20 protein-coding genes are annotated in these 17,356 nt (G+C 41.4%); 10 read left to right on the top strand and 10 right to left on the bottom strand.

The genetic code is table 11. From position 1 onward, the window contains the following. From CDG77_RS29270 to CDG77_RS29255, 4 genes are all read left to right on the top strand, one after another. Positions 1-501 (top strand): sigma-70 domain-containing protein (locus CDG77_RS29270; protein ID WP_317615943.1); only part of this gene is annotated, 501 nt, incomplete at its 5' end. A 256-nt stretch (positions 502-757) separates the two neighbouring features. After that, entirely contained in the window at positions 758-1,009 is a 252-nt protein-coding gene (locus CDG77_RS29265) for a hypothetical protein (protein WP_094332764.1), read from the top strand. A gap of 239 nt (positions 1,010-1,248) precedes the next feature. After that, positions 1,249-2,214: a cytosolic protein gene (locus tag CDG77_RS29260; protein ID WP_094332761.1), complete on the top strand. Its 966-nt coding sequence runs from the start codon at positions 1,249-1,251 to the stop codon at positions 2,212-2,214. A gap of 69 nt (positions 2,215-2,283) precedes the next feature. Beyond that, entirely contained in the window at positions 2,284-3,540 is a 1,257-nt protein-coding gene (locus CDG77_RS29255; protein ID WP_094332760.1) for an AIPR family protein, read from the top strand. A 160-nt stretch (positions 3,541-3,700) separates the two neighbouring features. Here the strand turns inward: CDG77_RS29255 and CDG77_RS29250 are convergent, their stop codons facing one another. The 6 genes from CDG77_RS29250 to CDG77_RS29225 form a co-directional block, all read right to left on the bottom strand. Further along, positions 3,701-4,603 carry a DUF4351 domain-containing protein gene (locus CDG77_RS29250; RefSeq protein ID WP_094332759.1) on the bottom strand — a complete coding sequence of 301 codons (903 nt, stop codon included), beginning with the start codon at positions 4,601-4,603 and terminating at the stop codon, positions 3,701-3,703. A gap of 266 nt (positions 4,604-4,869) precedes the next feature. Next, positions 4,870-5,535 (bottom strand): hypothetical protein, encoded by a 666-nt coding sequence (locus CDG77_RS29245; protein WP_094332758.1) that lies wholly within the window; start codon positions 5,533-5,535, stop codon positions 4,870-4,872. Between the two features lie 17 nt (positions 5,536-5,552). Next, positions 5,553-7,376 carry a hypothetical protein gene (locus CDG77_RS29240; protein WP_094332757.1) on the bottom strand — a complete coding sequence of 608 codons (1,824 nt, stop codon included), beginning with the start codon at positions 7,374-7,376 and terminating at the stop codon, positions 5,553-5,555. Between the two features lie 11 nt (positions 7,377-7,387). Continuing rightward, positions 7,388-8,104 (bottom strand): hypothetical protein, encoded by a 717-nt coding sequence (locus tag CDG77_RS29235; RefSeq protein ID WP_094332756.1) that lies wholly within the window; start codon positions 8,102-8,104, stop codon positions 7,388-7,390. Between the two features lie 3 nt (positions 8,105-8,107). Continuing rightward, positions 8,108-8,518 carry a hypothetical protein gene (locus CDG77_RS29230; protein ID WP_094332755.1) on the bottom strand — a complete coding sequence of 137 codons (411 nt, stop codon included), beginning with the start codon at positions 8,516-8,518 and terminating at the stop codon, positions 8,108-8,110. A 187-nt stretch (positions 8,519-8,705) separates the two neighbouring features. Continuing rightward, positions 8,706-10,046: a transposase gene (locus CDG77_RS29225; RefSeq protein WP_094332754.1), complete on the bottom strand. Its 1,341-nt coding sequence runs from the start codon at positions 10,044-10,046 to the stop codon at positions 8,706-8,708. Between the two features lie 454 nt (positions 10,047-10,500). On the opposite strand from CDG77_RS29225, the gene CDG77_RS29220 reads away from it, so the two are divergent. Beyond that, a complete protein-coding gene (locus CDG77_RS29220) occupies positions 10,501-11,016 on the top strand; it encodes a GAF domain-containing protein (protein WP_094332753.1) in 516 nt (171 codons plus the stop codon). Here the strand turns inward: CDG77_RS29220 and CDG77_RS35845 are convergent. The 3 genes from CDG77_RS35845 to CDG77_RS29210 all read right to left on the bottom strand — a co-directional run bounded on the left by CDG77_RS35845 (position 11,013) and on the right by CDG77_RS29210 (position 12,785). Continuing rightward, positions 11,013-11,150 (bottom strand): DNA cytosine methyltransferase, encoded by a 138-nt coding sequence (locus CDG77_RS35845; RefSeq protein WP_223270041.1) that lies wholly within the window; start codon positions 11,148-11,150, stop codon positions 11,013-11,015. The two genes, CDG77_RS29220 and CDG77_RS35845, sit on opposite strands and share 4 nt — an antisense overlap. Further along, positions 11,113-12,135: a hypothetical protein gene (locus CDG77_RS29215; RefSeq protein ID WP_223270040.1), complete on the bottom strand. Its 1,023-nt coding sequence runs from the start codon at positions 12,133-12,135 to the stop codon at positions 11,113-11,115. Before CDG77_RS29215 ends, CDG77_RS35845 begins: the two co-directional genes overlap by 38 nt. A 62-nt stretch (positions 12,136-12,197) precedes the next feature. Next, positions 12,198-12,785 (bottom strand): hypothetical protein, encoded by a 588-nt coding sequence (locus tag CDG77_RS29210; protein ID WP_094332763.1) that lies wholly within the window; start codon positions 12,783-12,785, stop codon positions 12,198-12,200. Positions 12,786-13,018: 233 nt separating this feature from the next. On the opposite strand from CDG77_RS29210, the gene CDG77_RS29205 reads away from it, so the two are divergent. From CDG77_RS29205 to CDG77_RS29185, 5 genes are all read left to right on the top strand, one after another. Next, positions 13,019-14,053, top strand: coding sequence for a hypothetical protein (locus tag CDG77_RS29205; RefSeq protein ID WP_223270039.1), 1,035 nt, complete (start codon positions 13,019-13,021; stop codon positions 14,051-14,053). A gap of 20 nt (positions 14,054-14,073) precedes the next feature. Continuing rightward, complete coding sequence (locus CDG77_RS29200; RefSeq protein WP_094332752.1) at positions 14,074-14,868, top strand: hypothetical protein; 795 nt, start codon at positions 14,074-14,076, stop codon at positions 14,866-14,868. A gap of 14 nt (positions 14,869-14,882) precedes the next feature. Then, entirely contained in the window at positions 14,883-15,734 is an 852-nt protein-coding gene (locus tag CDG77_RS29195) for a hypothetical protein (RefSeq protein WP_094332751.1), read from the top strand. A gap of 102 nt (positions 15,735-15,836) precedes the next feature. Then, complete coding sequence (locus tag CDG77_RS29190) at positions 15,837-16,172, top strand: DUF5674 family protein (protein WP_094332750.1); 336 nt, start codon at positions 15,837-15,839, stop codon at positions 16,170-16,172. Continuing rightward, positions 16,172-16,534 (top strand): hypothetical protein, encoded by a 363-nt coding sequence (locus tag CDG77_RS29185; protein WP_094332749.1) that lies wholly within the window; start codon positions 16,172-16,174, stop codon positions 16,532-16,534. The genes CDG77_RS29190 and CDG77_RS29185 overlap by 1 nt, the downstream gene beginning before the upstream one ends. 13 nt (positions 16,535-16,547) lie before the next feature. Here CDG77_RS29185 and CDG77_RS36945 read toward each other — a convergent pair whose 3' ends face one another. After that, positions 16,548-17,111, bottom strand: a complete 564-nt coding sequence (locus CDG77_RS36945; RefSeq protein WP_223270038.1) for a Zn-binding domain-containing protein — start codon at positions 17,109-17,111, stop codon at positions 16,548-16,550. Positions 17,112-17,356: the final 245 nt, after the last annotated feature.

Raw genomic sequence — 17,356 nt, 5'->3', positions numbered from 1 at the left:
GATAAGTCTCGCACTATTCGTTTACCAATTCATATCAACGAAAAGTTAAACAAAATCAGGAGAATACAGCAGCAACTATCTCAGTCTTTGGGTCGTCCTCCAGTTGTAGCAGAAATTGCCGAATCGTTGAATCTATTGCCAAGCCAAATAAGAGATTACCTTCAGGTTTCCAAGTCTCCAGTTTCATTAGAAATGAGAGTGGGAGATGAGGGTGAAAGTGAACTAGTCGATATTTTACCGATGGATAGCATTTCTCTAGATGAGCAAATAGCTCAGGAGCTTTTACACCAAGACTTGAGCAAGTTGCTGGCATTGCTTAAGCCAAGGCAACGAGAAGTATTGACTCTACGTTTTGGATTGTCAGATAATCAGCAACTGACTTTGAGTCAAGTTGCAAAACGCCTAAATCAAAGTCTGGAAACAATTCGTAAAACTGAACATCTTGCTCTGAAAATTTTACGCTCTCATCAAAACAAGATTAAAGACTATCTTCTTAATTAGGACTAAAGGTTGTTTGACTCTAGTTTCATTTATATAAGTCGAACTCACTACTCCAAAGATTGAGAACAAACCGCCACTACTGGTAAAGATGCCTTTAATTGCCTCTGTCTGGTTGCTCCCCGCGTACCTGCCATGAATTGGTGGCATCGCCTCTGCTTAATCCCCGGCGAAAAACCTCACTGTTTCAATCAAATGAAGCATGAATATATTGATACTAGAAACTATTCTTATAAATAGAACACCGAAGAAAGAACCGATGCCCAGCAAAACTATTGAAGTCCGAGAGTACACTGTCAGAGCGCACAAGCGGGAAATTCACACTCGCGTTTTCAACTTCGTATGTAAGCAGTGTGAACAGCCCACACAACGAGAAACCTTTGGTGTGCGACCACTCTACTGTGAAACATGCCGTCCGCCACAAGCACCCAAGCAATCGAAAATAGTCCCTATAGGCAAGAGGAAACCCAGAGCGATGAACTATAAAAGTGGGAAGGATATAGCTGGGTGATTTGTTGTCTCTTGGGTGAGTGAAGCAGTGCGCTCATTCGCCCAACCTAATTCAAACAGGTAAAAGGTAACTCCAATGAATTCACATTAAACATATTTTCTTCTTCGATTTATCTGTGGGATTAAGAAAACTTCCCAGATTAAGATTAATTGGTAAGCAACTTCAACACAATTCTCAAATCATACACTGGCTCACAAGTAGTAATACAATCAGGGGCGTGAGTTCGTTCTGGAACGAGTATGATCAATACCAACCCTCAAACCGAATATGATTCGCCGTGGAAACAGATACTACAACTGTATTTTGAAGACTTCATGCTGTTTTTCTTTCCGCAAGCACATAGGGAAATAGATTGGACTCGACAGCCTGAGTTTTTGGACAAAGAATTAGAGCAGGTAGTGCGTGATGCCGAACTAGGGAAAAGACTGGCGGATAAGCTGGTAAAAATATACCGCATTGGTGGTGAAGAAACTTGGATACTGATACACTTAGAAATCCAATCCCAGTCAGAGTCAGACTTTAGCGAAAGGATGTTTACCTATAACTACCGCATCTACGATAGATATAAGCGATCGGTGGCATCCTTGGCAATTCTAGGTGATGAGCAGGTAAACTGGCGACCAAATCGGTTTGGTTACGAGTTGTTTGGCACTAAAGTTGAGTTTCAGTTTCCAATTGTCAAATTGCTAGACTATCAACAACGTCAGTCGGAACTAGAAGCCAGCCGTAACCCTTTGGCGACTGTAGTGATGGCACATTTAGCAGCATTACAAACTCTTAGCGACAGGTTACAACGTAAGCAGCAGAAACTAAGTTTAGTGCGGAGACTGTACCAGCAGGGGTTTGAACGTGAGGATGTTCTAAACTTATTGGCTTTTGTAGACTGGGTATTGACACTCCCTCAAGATTTAGAGCGAGAATTTCAGCATGAAGTAGAACAATTGGAGGCAGAGCAACGTATGCAGTATGTTACTTCTTTTGAACGTAGTGGTATTGAAAAAGGTAAGCTTGAAGCTTTGTTAAAAGGTATAGCCTTGGGATTAAAGCTCAAATTTGGAGAAACTGGTCAAAATTTATTACCCGAAATCGAATCTATCCAAGATGTAAGCTTGCTAGAAGCCATCTTGGAGGGGATAGATACAGCGAGTACTGTCTCACAATTGCGTCAAATTTACCAGTCGCCTACAACCGATACCCAGCAATGAAATTGAGCATCGCCCAATTTCCCTATCCCTGACTCCATAAGCCTAAGACGAATTTAACTAAAACAAACTATGCCCAAGACTTGGAACATCAAGATAGATAACTATATTCAAGCCAACCCCAATTGCATCATCGCCACTGCTCATGTAGACTCGTTCCCCACAGACCTCCCCCTAGAACCGAACATCCGCGAACCGAACCGTAAAAGCGCGACCTACAGACAAATGTTCGATTCACTGACAACCGAACCCGAAAAATTCTTCTCTCGCCACAGTGGAATCGTTCTGTCAGCGAATATTGTTAAACCTGTCAAGAACAAAACTGAACTGGAGCTAGAAGTTTTAGAAGCTAACGAGGGGGGGAGCGATGGCATTATCAACGGTGGCCACACAGTTTTAGCCTTTGAGCAAGCGAAAAATTACAAATATGACCTAACCGAAGCTAGAGTAAAAGTTACGATTCACATCGGATTGAGTGAAGAATCAGCCAAAGATATAGCCCTAGCTTCAAATACTACAACGCCAGTAGATTCGCGTTCTAAAGTCAACGCCAGAGGGGATTACAAATTCGTCAAGCAGTATTTAGCCCAGTTAGAACAGAAAGAAGATAGGAAATTCCGCATCGCCTATTACCAGAATCAAAGCGGCGCTCCCAGAAATGCCCAGTGCAATGTCACCCATTTACTCAAGCTCCTTTACTGCCTCGACAGAAATAAATACAACCCCGACGGGAATAAACGAACCAAACACCCAGCAGGAATGAGTCTTCCAAGTAACATCACAGATGCAGAAAGGGAAAGATTAACCGCTTTACTGCCTCTCTTGACTCATGCTCTGTGGATAGAGCAAAGACTCTACGAGATAATCCAAGAATATATCAGCAACCCTAGAAGAAAGGGTGCTAACGACCTAGCATCAATTGATATACGTAAAACTACATTGTTGCCTGACAGCAAGTATTCATTCGGGTTTGGTGCGCCAACTGACCTGGCACTACCGATAATCGCATCATATCGGGTATTTCTAGACAAGGACTATAAATGGATTCTGCCGTTTAACGAATTTGCTGAAGATTTTCTCCAACACTTGTGGAATAACTATTTCCGTAAATACTTGGTGTCGGAGAAAACAGCCGGAAATACAGTAGGCACAAAAATCAGCCGCAATCAAGAAATTTGGGAAAGCTTGTATATCTCAGCGCAAAGTTATCTAAATCAGCACTTGGTGAAAATGGTCAACTCCAGTAAGTCAGAAGAAGCTCAGGTGACACAAGGTACAAACAAGAGGGGAAAAAGGAAAAATGATGGCGCAACTACTGTTCTCAAATAGCTTTTTATCTTTGTTGTAAAGCCTGCGGCATAGTTACGCTTAGGGCGCAGCCTAAGAAGAGAAGTTGCGCTCACGGCGAAGCCTTTTTCTGTTGCCCCAAACCTCCTTGATAAGAGCGCATCTACTTTCCAGGTAAGAGATAATAGCACAAGCTTTTTATTTAGAGGTTTTGGTCTAACCAAGTTTCTAAATCAGTGAGGGATGAAAAATCTAAAAAGGCTTCTCCTAAAGTCTCCAATTGGTCAGTAGATAAACCTCGAATTCGCTCAATTACTGAAGAGTCAATCTCACCAAAGCGATGATTTAGTTGACGTATAATTAAACGTTCTTCACCTTGTTTAATTCCCTCTACTTGTCCTTCCTGTCTAGCTTGTTCTCGGTCTTGTTGATAAAGTGGTGCTAATCGCATAACTAACTCCCTGTCATCTGATTCTTCAATTTGAGACATTACCAAGTTCTGCTGTAAATTGTACAGTAATTCTAGCGTGGCTCTCCGAAACGGGTGATTAGATGATAGCGCTTCTAATTCATCAATAGCCTGCCTTTGTACTTTCCCTCGACCGAGAATTCTTAGCCATAAAGTTTCTTGAGTACGTGGCAGTTGATGAATTACAACGATAGCTGTTCGCAAATACTCCCCCATTAAGTATACTCCAGACACCCAATTAGATGCTTGAATTGCACTAAAACCTGAAAGTATTCTCACAGATACGGTTGGAGAAAGTATCCACAATTTCGGAATTCCTAATTCTTTAATAGAGATTTTATTGCGGTTAGCTTCGCGTTGTAAAGCACCTCTTACTTCCAATAGTTTCAGCAAACAATCACAGATTTCCTCCTCAGAGGCAGGATTGCGAAATGGTTCAAAAATAGCAGGTGTAGCTGCAAATTTTCCCAGAATTCCTAGCATCTCTAAATTATTAGCTTGTTGGGCAGGAGAAAATAAAACATCAATTTCTCTAATCTCACCAGCTACACGGCTAGAAGCTTTTACTTCCCCATAAGGCTTTAGTAACTCTTCCAAATAGTCTTTAGCAAATTGGTCATGAATAAATCGAGTCATTTAAATTACTATGGAAGTTATTTATTCTAATTAATATTTTATCTTTTTTTAGAGCAGCTTTTAAAAATGCAAGCGCTCCAATTTTACATTTTTCCCTATTTAATGCTGAAAATGTCAACAATACCTGTTCTACAGGCTTATCAGCTAAGAAAGTCTTTTTTTGGCTGATTAAATTAGCATTAAAGTTATATCTTTGAGTAGTAGATAATGATTTATTCCCTATTAGTTTGCTTAAGCTCTGGCGATTATTGCCAGAGCTAGAAGATTCATTTTAGCTTTTGATAGTCTTGAAAAAAGCGATTCAAATCACCTAAAAGTTGACAAAACAAACTTTTGTTTTCATAAGTGCCAGTAGCATTCTCCCAAGAATCACAAATTCTTGGGCTAGTAATCGACAAAATCAAAACGGATAGAGCCGCAATTAAAGGCACAATTAAGATAAGGTTTCGGGCATCAGTTATTAAACCACCAACTTCGCTCAGAATAGGTAACTCGTATTGATGACGATGTGTAATTAGTGTATCCTTGCTTTTCTGTGGTTGAGTTTTTTGCTCTTTTTCTAAATTGAGGTTGGGCTGGATATCTATCTCAAGAACGTTCTTCCTGACGACTTCAATTGCCGTAACTAAATCATCTATAGGTTGTCCATTTTTAGCACGAGTGACAAGTATTGCTTCCAGAATTATTAATCTTGACTTGGAAGTTAATAGTATAGGCATCTGTTGATTAGCTTCATTGATGAAATTCTGCTGTTCTTTCAGAAGCTTACTAGTCTGCATATTATGTAGCCACTGGTTTTGAACTAGTAGTTCGCGTTCTGAAAGTTTAAAGCTTTGAGAGAGACTGTTAATAAAATTAGCAACACTCGTTGTTAACTTTTCTAAAGGGCTTGAGGCTGCTGATAGGGAAGTGTTTTGATTATCGTCTTGCATAGGTTATTCAACAAATTTTAATTTTGATTACTATCGCAACTGTCGAATTTGTATTTAAGATGTGAATTTTGAAGCAATCTTTCGATTCCTTTTCGGATCAGCTCTGGTGGAACTCCGTCTAATTTCAACTCGCTTTGGATAAACTCATCAATGGAATTGGCTTTCGTCTTCTCTAAGAGCGCCAACATCTGTTGAGCTTGGGTTGTCGGTGTGATTGACTCCTTAGTTTCAGCTTGAGAGGTTTGCTTATTACTTGGTGCAGAGTCAATAAAGTTTTTGGTATCCCGGTCATAACCAGAGAAATTTTTTAACAGAGGCATTGGTATCCATTCATTGATGCCGCCGTAATAAACTGCTCGACCAACTGGTGATTGTGCAGCAATCTCCATCACTTGGGTTGAGGTAATCTTGCGATCGCTGGGGATGAGTTGAGTGGCAATCATGGCGTTGTAAGCTGGGACGTTATCAGGATGAACCAACGCCACTGAAGTTAATTGCGATCGCAGCCCGCCAGAAATTCCCAAGTCATCAGTGTGAGGGTTTTGTACGACAAGCCAGAAATGCCAACCGGAACTATCACCGCAAGAACAGTAAGAGATGATTTTGTCTTTGAGCCAGCCGATTTCACCCTTGGTATTTTTAAATTTAGAACAGACAGCCGTACCTTCATCCAAAATAATCAACTTGGAGCCAGAGATATTTTGAAATTCGGTAAAGCATTCTTTGACCCATTTAACGGCTTCGACCGGGGACATTTCTAGGATTTTAGCCCGTTTAAAAGTATCAACACGACCTTTGAAATAACCGGTTTCTTTCTCGTCACCTTTGGGGTCAATATAAAAGATGTGTATGCCAGGATGCAGTCGCTTGATAGCATCGATTGCATTGCTAATAGTAATACCTTTGCCAGAACCAGGGACACCAACCCACAGCATATTGGTAACTTTTTTGGCGATGTGAGCGATTAGGTCATACCGCACTTGGGGTTTAGTGGTGTAGGTGGAGATTTCGGTATTGACTGGAGAAGAAGCAGGGGAGCAGGGAGCAGGGGGCAGAGGGGAAAGATTCTCTCCCATGCACCCCGCACCCTGCTCCTTGTCCTCTTCAAACCTTGCTCCCACAGCATGATTTGGTAATTGAGCAAATCGAGCTTGTGGGATACCAAGATTTTGTGGTTGTATCGCCTCTTGAATAACTGTTACTTGTTGGTAGTTAACTCGTGGGTCAATTGTGACTTGCGCTAAATGCCCAGACAATTGCTCACGGGTGGGAAACTGCCCACGTAGCTGAATAAACCAATCAAGTAACCAACGGTAAGCGTAAAATCTTTTTCCTGGCTCAACGGCGCTCAAGTATTCACACACCACATGAGATGATTGCTTGAGCATGGCAAACTCATACTTAGACATTGGCTCCAGATGCAGCATCAAGTCAGCAATTTCATTTTGGTTAGCAAAATATTCAACTCTAGCGACGCTATCACCCATTGCCGAAAGGAAAGTAAAGAAGTCGCCACGGATAAAGGGAATCGGTGCAAATTGATGAGTATCGTTTAAGTCCTGAACAATTGACCATAAATAACCAACACCAGCGAAGACTGCACCGATGGGAGCAAGTGGGGAAGTGGCATAACAAACAGCACCAGTGGCCGCCGTCGCTAAAGTAATGAACTTCGCCAGATTCATACCGTTACGTTCGTCCCTGGCGCGGACTAATAATTGATCTTGACGCTCTTGTAACCAAGAGGCGGTATTCCCAGCTTCCAAATACTCAATGCTGGGGTAATCGTCACGTAAAAGTGCCGTTTCTTTGGTTCCTAGCATTGGCATTTGTTGCTGCATGTGAATTCCTCTTACTTAGTTATTTTCCAAATGTTGTAACCAATCTCGCCTGCCATCATTGAGGCTACGTTGTAAGCAAAACAAGCCAGGATTAAACCTGGATTAGTGTAGCGGAAGGGATTACGACCAACGAAGGTAGTAGTCAGATCCAAAACCCAGAAAAATAGTGCGATCGCTCCACCTGTATGACGTTCTTTCATGCCAGCAGCTTTATAATCACCCCACAATGCCACTGTCAGGTCGATATTCCCATTTGGTTTACTGCCGAGTGTGTATTGTTTTGATTCCTCAAACTCGTTCTTGGCCTGTTGTGGGTCTTTACCACGCAATGTCCTAGCTTCCATCACTTGGACAAGTGCAGAGATACCGAAGCTAATCCAAAACAAGGGATTAAATAGGAGTTGTAACCAACCAAACCAACCAATCCATTCTGTTTCAAACCACGGGAAAATCGGTTTTCCCTGGAATAAAACTTGCCAGATGCTATCAGTAGAAAGGAGTGTACCAATCCAGAAACCGATTGCACCAACAAGTTTGTATCCGGGTGTGCCTGGGGTAACGAATTGGGCAATGATATGTGAGATAAAGATGACTGGCAGTGAGATTAATGCCACAATCCACCGAGCTAATAATTCTAAGTAGTCACTCCCTCCTTTTTTCGGCTCTCTTTGTGGTGATGATTCTGGTTTTGGTTGTGAATTAGATTTGTTTGGAGTGAGATATTTCATAAATCAATCATGAGAATCTTGGTATAGTGGTGAATTCTTACAAGCATTTTTGAATCTATACTTCCACCGCCATTGCCTCTGTTCAATTCGCCCAATACAAAAACCCGTTGAGTCATACACAAAAACTGTTTCATCTTCTAAATAACCTGTAGTATCAGGTCTAGGGTTACGTTTTTTCGAGTCTAGATAGTTCCTGATTCGTAACTTACTGAATGAGGGCGTAACTCCAAGAGAATTAATTTTGTCGGCGGTTTCTGCCCTTTGCTCGGCTTTAATGCGTTCTAATTCTTCTGACTCACGGATAGTAATGCCACTGTTGTAAGTTTTAAATTGGGCTGGCAGTTGCGATAACCAAGGACTTGCGATTAACCCCATGCCCAATAATCCCAACATCGCTTGCTTCTGGTATTTCATTGTCACTCAACCGGAATATTTTACGGTTGTTCCCCGTCGATACTTTGTGTTGTTTGGGGCGGCGGTGCATTAGCAACACGAATGTAAACAGACAGCCCAATACAAATTAATAAAAAAATGACTGAGAATCCGAAAAGATTCTCCTTGAAGAACTTGCGCCATTTTAAGTTGCAATACCTCTGCCAATTTACGAGGGTTCAACGCCAGTGGAAACGGGATGAATACGTCCTAAAGCAGTAAGTTTGGCAAAAATCTGGGTTAATAAAATAGGCTCAGGGATTTCGGGAAGCATTTTTAAGATTTCATGGACATATCGAAAGCCACGATAATGAGCCTTAAGGTCAATAATCCCTGAGTCGGGATTAAGGGTACGGAAATCAGCGAGAAGATGATGAGATAAATTAACCATAAAGAATGCTAGATTAGCAGCATTAGTCACCGCAGTTTGACCGATATTCATAAAGTCTTCCAATCCCCAAAATTGCTTGGCATCACGGAAGTTAAACTCGATTTGAAAGCGCAATTTGTAGTAGTCAATTATTTTCTCAGATGACAATTTTAGGTCGCTGGAAAAAAGAATAACGTGACTGCGAGCATTAGTTTTGAGATTGGTTTTCACTAAAATAACTACATTCAGGGACTGGGCAAATTCTTTGTGTAGTAAACTAGCTTGATAAGTATCGGTTTGGATATCCTCCTCAATAATGCTTTGACGCAAATATTCATCAGAAATATTACGCCAGTCTAGTTTCTCTCCGTATTTACGGCGTGAACGGTGATTAGGGTCAGGATTTTGGTAGGGGATGTATAATGCTGAATCGTGGCGTAACTTGGAAATTATATGCAAGTTGACTTGTCGAGCCATCTGCAAAGCATTATTGTTTCCAAAATGACCATCTAAAACTAAGTAAGTAAGCGGGATAAAGTTAGCTATCAACAAGACTAACTCATTAATCATCTTCTTAATTCTTAGTAATTCAGATGTGAGAATTACTTCAGTCTTGTTTTTGTTTTTACTCCCTTTTGGTCGTCCACGTCCACGTTTTTCTTTGGTTTTTATTTCTGGTTTTGGTGATACACTACTTTTTTCTATATCGCTCTTTATCACCTGTTCTATTTGAATCGGGAATGAGTGTCTTTGTTCGACACTTACTAATGATAATGTAAAGAAAGATAGTCCTGATATTGGTTTACTTACTAAGCTGGAAAAGAACCTATCTAATCCATAAGTCTGTTTACCTGATTTGCTGACTACAACTTCATCTCCTGCAAGTAAATATACCTCATTTGCACGAAACAAATGCTTGCGGAAAAATAGCCAAAATAACGTCGCCCAAGGTATTCCCGTATGAAAAAACCTCAATATTGTCCGATAACTGCCACCAATCCCTGCCCAACGTGATATTCCTAACATAGTGACTCGGCCGTTCATTGCTAACATAGCCAAGATTATTTGGTTCAACTGCCGCATTGTTGTAGCGTTTATCTGCGGTAGCAGGCATTGTAAGAGTGATAGGATGTCGAGCATGGGCGAATTGTAGTTTTTGAGTTGTCGTTTGGGAAGACAACAACTCTACTACAGAGCGCCCTCTCTCTTCATACTCTTGTTTTGGCGAAGGTATTGGTCTAGATTACCAAAATTTGTGGTTCAATTACCTGGAAATTGCTGTAACTCCCATTTCTTTGAAGGTTGGCAAAACCAATCAGTCCTAAAAATTCCTTTAAGGTTTCACAGAAGAGTTTTTTAACGTATTGACAGCAGGATAAGGGTTTTAGATTCCAAACCACGTTTTCATCAAACCGCTTATATATGCTTAGTTTTGCCGTTTTTGCCAAAATTTATCTAGGCTCTTATTTTGGCAAAGGTATTGTGATAAAGAAGCTATTAATTTCTTAAAAAATTTGACTGCCATCTCTAAAGTGCAAAGCTGAGTACTCAAAATCACAGCAACGGCAGTATTTATAGTTAATGGAGTTGAGCAATGGTGTTTTGGGGAGATTACACTGGACAACCAATGCCTTACAGGGGTTGGAATGCGGTTGTAGCTAGTGAACAAAATGGTACAAAAACTAGGCTGACTGCAACATTTAATAGGCTGCTTGAGTGGTTGCGAGATTATATGTCCGTAGATACTGTTACACTCCTACTTCCAGTTGCAGACCTACAGAGTTTAGCTGTACAAGCAACCATTGGACTGGAGGAAGAAATTACACAACAAATTCGTATCCCTATCGGGCGGGGCATTGCTGGTCATATTGCCGCCAGTGTTGAGCCGATGATGGTTAATAATCTGTCAGCAGTAGAGGTCGTGAGTCCAATTTTGCACCAGAAGGGATTGCGATCGCTTGTTGGCGTCCCATTACCTGTTGAGGAAGGAGTGATTGGGGTTCTGCACGTTGGTAACTTTAAATCTCACAATTTTACTGAGCGCGATGTACAGCAATTACAACTTATTGCACATCGTCTTGGGTTGATCATAGCGGATGCCAGACTTTAAACTTCGTGGGCGATGCGATTGTTATCAATGGCGATCGCTATTTCAAATTCTGCTGCTTTAAATCCCAAGTCAAATCCACCCACCCCGGAGAATAGGCTAACAGCTATTTTTTTGTTTGCTGCTGTTGAGTTCATCGAGTTTAGCTTGTTGATATTGCCATAGTCCTCGGCGCACTGAGGAATAATCTGAAGCTTTCCGCAATATGTCTGCGAGGACTTCTGCATCAGTTGCTGGGACTTCATTTGTACCGAACATACCAGCCAATGTACTTTCTACTGCCTCAATCTCATCTTCTTCAAAGTCAATGTTTGACTCTTCAGGTTCTTCCAGGTATTCTTCGCAGTCATATTCTTCTGTATCCCTTTGCCACAAGGTTTCAAGTTCTCGCTGCATTACCTCAAGGTTTGTTGGGTTGACGACACTTTCATCGTTGGCAGCAATCAATTCTTCTATGGTGTTAGTGGGTTGTTCACAAGGGATTAGTTCTTCAAAGGAGCCGATTTCATTCTTGGCTATTTCAGCTTGATGCTTTTCATATAAATCAGCGATCGCCTTTCTGACAATTCGCTGTGGTGACAGTCCCAATTCCTCTATTAACTTCTCGGTAAACACCCCTGTCTGGTGGTCATCCTCCATAATTTTGCCGAAGGTGTAATATCTATTTCCATCTGGTGTTGCTCGCCAGTTGCCATCTTTTTTTTCTTGATTCATGGCTTTGAGAAATAATCTTCTTTTCTCAATCAGTTCTAACACTAATCCACAAGTCAATCCACCAATAGGAATATCTTTCAATTCATCAATTAGGATTTTGTAGTTCACAGAACATAACCGAAGTAGTACCGATATTGGTAAAACCGCTAAGTGTTCCGGGCAACTGATAAATGCTTGAAAATTCTCGGCAATTCGGAGCGATCGCCTTTCCTCAGCACTTCCCTTGTCCCAACCGTACTCTTCTAACAGTGCGCGATATTCTTTTTTGGTGTAAGTCTGCTTGTACTCGTAGAGTAGGAAAGCCGTATGGAGGTACTCTAGGGTACTTTGCTCTATGTGGGTGGTAGGATTGGAGTCTACCTGATGCTGCTCGACGTATAATTTATTTGCAAAAGTTGTTGTAGTCATGATATTGTATGCGCGGTCTTAATCTCTAAGACTAAGTTTCCTAATTCGACTAGTTAAATAAGTCAGGCCGCTTTTTCCCAATTTTCTGATGATGATTTGGAGATAGCAGCCAAGGCATAGCCCAAGGTGTGTTTATGAATTTTGGGCATTTTGTGAAACGACATATCCTGACCCCAATCTTGGACTGACTTGGTGCCAATATGTAATACTTGCGTGAGAGTTTTGACACAAGTTGCGCGAAAATTGGCGTGAGAGACAGTTTGTAATACTTGTTGTTCGCTTAACCCTTCGAGAAGTATTTTTTCTAGAAACGTTTGAGCATCTACTTCTGGTGCGTTGTATTCTCCTCTCAAGATGCTCTTTAGCTGTTTTGGCACAATTTCGGCGGCATGAATGTAAGCAAGTGAAACTTTGCAGTAGTTGGGCATCCCGTCAAAGTTGAGGTCACTTCCCCACTTGCGAACTGTTGGTCTTTGTACACCTAAGACTGCACACAGTACAGTGATACATTTTTTGCGGTATTGTGAGTCCGTTTCTTCTTCGAGCAGTTCGGGGGGACTAAGTTCGGCGATATCAAAACAGTGGCGTAGAAATTGTCTGGGTTCTAAGCTTTCTTTGGGTAAGTCTTTGAAGATTTCGCAGTATTTCATATTGCACTCGTGCAGAAATTTTGATTGAAACAGGTGTTTTTCTGCCATCTCAACTTTTTTGTGCTTTTGATTGAAGAATACCAAATCAACTAATTATGTATGTGTTTTATTTACATTTTTTAACTATTTAGCAGTGTGAAAACATTTTTGCACTGCTAAGTAGTTACGTTTATTAACGATTTAGCATACAAAGGCTTCAAATATGCTTTGTGGTTCCGATAGACTGAAGTAACATGAGTAAACAACAGCCCGAACAAAACCCGAAGCTACTTCCGAAGCGTGGTCGTCCTGTAGATGCAGAGAAAGACCGCGTGACAGTCCATATTAGTGTTGATATGCGAGGTCAAATTGAGAAGCTAATACCTGATATGGGTAAAAGCTTGTCAATGGTAGTTAGGAACTTGGTGAATTTGGGTTTAGAGCTTGTTGGTTTATCTCAAAAGGGACTTACTGCTCCTCGGTCAGGTAATTTAGAGGAGTGGCTTGCAAGTTATACGTCTTTGGGAACTGAGCTGCTTATTGCTTGTGAAACTCTAAATTTGTCGGCTCCAAAATCAGGACAAATAGCTATTTGGCTTTTAGACAAAATGGCTTTTGGGTCAAATGACCCTCAAATTATTAATGATGAAGAAGATACTGGTACAAAGCTTTTAGAAAGAATTCGTTTAGGAAAGAAACTGCAAACTTTTAGCTTTGAACAAGGGATAAAATTACCTCAAAATGAGGAATTTGCTACTTGGTTGGGACAGTTATATGCTAATGCTGCTATTGGACAAGAGTTTGTAGCTGCTTGTCGGGCGCTGGATTTGCAGTTACCAGAGACAGGAAAACTACAGGAATGGTTGCAGGATTTGGAGGTGCGTTCGTGCAGCGTCTCCGCAGGAGAATCGCCCTTGGCGGCTCCTCAAGGAGCATCGCGCAGCGTTTCCGCAGTAGAATCGCAATTATCAAACGAGTTATTAGAAGAATGCGATCGACTGGGGATAGAGCCGCCAAAACCTGGTGAGGTTGTAGCGTGGCTACAAAATACCCGCCCTGCGGTATTTGAGCAGTCAATGCACGAACATAGGTTACCTTTTACGGATGATGGTTTGCCTTTAGGGGGGTCGCAACCTTTTTTGGAGCATTTACTTACACTAAATGCACCGCCAACTGAAGATGAGGAGTATGACATTGCTCATCGGTTTGGTGTAGATCCAGCCCATCTTAAGGATTTGATATCCCGCATGAGGTTTGACAAAAATGGACAGACCAATAATTGTCATTAATAAGCTTGGGGCATAAATGCATGGATGCCATTGAAGATTCTTCTGCGTTACGGGCTTTACTATGCAAGCCTGGATGGGAAATTAAACCCAATCCAGTAAAGCATCTACTCAAAATTAAAGCTCCTGACTACCAGGAAGCATTAATGCTTTATACCAACTATCGGAAATTTCTAGCAATGTGGGCGGCATCCCTCGATTGTACCTGTGCTTTGATAGGAATTCAGGGGATGCGTGGGTCTGCATTCAAAATTCTTGCAGCAACGCCAGCATCGCAGCAGAAGTTATACGAAGACTTGATTTTTGCGAGCTTACGAAAGTCGGTTAGTTGTGATTCCGAAAGACTAGTTGATCGGGAATTTGAGAATGATATCAGCAAGTATTCAGGGTTTTACATTGCTGAAACTTGTTTGCATCCTGAGCTTAGACCAATTGTTGATGAAATATTCTCAAACCCAGACAAGAAACTTGCCTTAACGCGAATGTCTGACAATTTGCAATTGATCGTGTCCGCATCAGCAGCACGGGCGATGAGTTCTGACTCCCAAGATGTGGTGCGTCGCCGAACAACTGATTTTTGGCACGCTAGAGACTACGAATGTTTTTTGCGGATGTTCAAGCAAGATGGGGGAGCGGGGTTTGAAATTACTTACCAAGCAACAACCAATCTCCCAAAAATTAATCCTTTGGCACCGTGGGCGCGGTTTACTACAAGCTATCGGTTTTTTGAAATTGATGTTGGCGATCGCACAGAAGTGTACCGTTTGGGCGAAGGTAAAGATATCACCCTAATCAGTCGTCCCAAGGTTATTTCATAATATAGCGAGGTTTTATGGCAGTAAGATTCCTAGAAAACAAGGGCAGTGGCAATATCTTAGAAATTAGTCGAGCTAGACTTTTGGAGCTTACCCCCAATGTTTATCCCCTGACTTGGGAAGCGATTCTTTCAGGTAATGGTGACAGTGCAGCTATCTTGGGTGCAGGTTTTGCCGAACGTGAAGTATTTTTCGGTTTTGAGGGAGTTGACTTGACGCGCTACCAACTTCCGACAATCGACTGTTACGACATTGCTACTAATCCGCCAGAAAAGTTTTTAGCTTTACGCAGCCAATACCCAAATCTACAGTTAAATTATTTTTGCGATCGCAATCTAGCAGAACTAGAACTGACAAAACTTTACGCTCCAAATAGCCTGCGGCTAGTTTCGGTTCATGGAGTATTAGATTACTTACAACCACATGCGGTTACAGCAACATTACTTGATATCGTGAAGGTGCAGCCGAAGGCAATATCGATAAGACTATTTTTAATGGGCAACCCGTGGTCTCGGAATTTTGCGAGTATAGAGCAACTGGCGATGGAATTAAATTCAATAGAAATCACTACAAGTGGCTTAATCGAGTCGATTGATTTTGATATATTTTGTCGTACAGGTGTTGTGCAATTAAATATTTTAGACCAGGATAAAATCGAACATAATTTGTTACCAAGCTACGGCGCGTCTCATGTCATGCCTGATAAATTAGTTGGTTATTTAAATAATCAAGGGTATCAGCTTGTTGCAACTGATGTGTACTCACTTTCAAGTCAGGATTTACAAGGGTATGAGTCGCAGAATCACAATAGTAATAAAGATGTATCTTTAGATAATCCACATGGAATGTTGTTATTTTTAAAACGATAAAATACTCATTTGAATCGAGCTAATCAACGAAAATGAATCCGTCCACAAGGACAATTTATTAAATAATGTTGGTAATTAATATTGGCGACTGAGGTTAAATAATTGATTCTGCTGATCCGCGATCGCGCGACAAAAGAGCAACTTGACGAAATGCTCAAAGCCTGGGGGGTGTTTATAAAATTGGCAGTCGATATAGATAGAGAAATTCTTGTTGGAGGCAGTCAACTTCATTATGAGTGTGAAGAAGTTTTGTTGAAAGATGGTAGTAGACAAAAAGACATTTGGGGTGCTGATTGGTTTCCCTACACTCAAGAAGTAGGTTTTGAGTCGATTATCAACATCCGTCCCAGTCAAAACAATCGTACAATGGAAATTAAATCTCCTGAAATTCGAGAACGAGTGGCTCTAATTACCCGGCGATTGCTAGGAGGAATATAATGCCTGATTGGAGAGCAATTGAAGCGAGTTTTTTACGCCAACCTAAAGCAAACCGCTTAGGAGAGTTGGCAGCTAGTTTGGCGCGTATCAAATCCCGATGCCAAAATCCAGCTAACCAAGGCTTAGTTGCTGCCTTTATTGAGGAAAGTCTATTTTTTGTTGGGTTGATTATCCCAGATACAGATACCGAGAAAGTAGGGGAATTAAACCAACTACAAAGCCAGTTAAGGGAGTGGCAGCAAGACTGGTCAAATAGTTGGGCAAGCCCAACAGAACGTGGAAATATCGCTGCTGTAGCCAGTAATTGGTCAGAGCAAGTGTTGAGTATGTCAGGTTTATTATCTGAATCAATGACTGCCTAAAAAGAGGGCGTTGCTACTGGCTGTTTTGTGCTGATTGACTGATCGCATCCAACAAAAACAAACCCAAATCTTTATGCAGTGCTTCATTATGCTGCGGACAACCCGTTGAATGTAGACACCTTGGACAACCTGCTTCACAATCACATTCAGCTGCTAGCGCGTATGCTTTATCAGCGAAATTGGGCAAGTCGGAAAAGATAGCTTCTGCTGCTCCATTACCACCTTCTTGAGTGACAGACTGAAACGCCAGGTGGGGGATTTGTTGAATGCGTTCGGAAACTGTTGCAATTACGGCGTTAGTTTCTTCGAGCAACGTTTTGGAAGAAACTAAGTTGGCGTTACTTGATTTAATTGATCCAAGAGCGATCGCTTCTTCCCAATCGTCAAATTGAGTTGGATTAACCTCTTCAACAAACTTGACAATCAACCGCCTGCCCAACAACGCCATGACTTCCCCTACTCCGTATTCAGGGGAGTATATATGGTTGCCCACAGTCAACCATTCAGGCGGTTCTGGAACGGTTTGGTTAGCGGCGCGGATAAGGGCAGCATAGTCGGTTGGTTTATTGTTGGTCACAAATCTACGTTTTTGCTACCAAAAAATATTTGTCATTTGTTAAGTATAAATCTAATTATTTAATTGCGGTAATATCGTCGTCACAGGATTTGCCGTAGTGTAGTTTTACTTTATAGCTCTGCAATGGGAATTTTAGGTAAGTACACCCTACTTACCGCAATATTGTAACCCACATTCCGCACCCTAACTGTCACAAAGGGGTTTTTACGGAGGATTTTTCTCGATAAAAAGAGTAAAATCAGACA

The organism is Nostoc sp. 'Peltigera membranacea cyanobiont' 213 (genome assembly GCF_002245975.1).
Classification (GTDB): Bacteria; Cyanobacteriota; Cyanobacteriia; order Cyanobacteriales; family Nostocaceae; genus Nostoc.
This window is presented reverse-complemented; position numbering and strand designations above follow the sequence as displayed.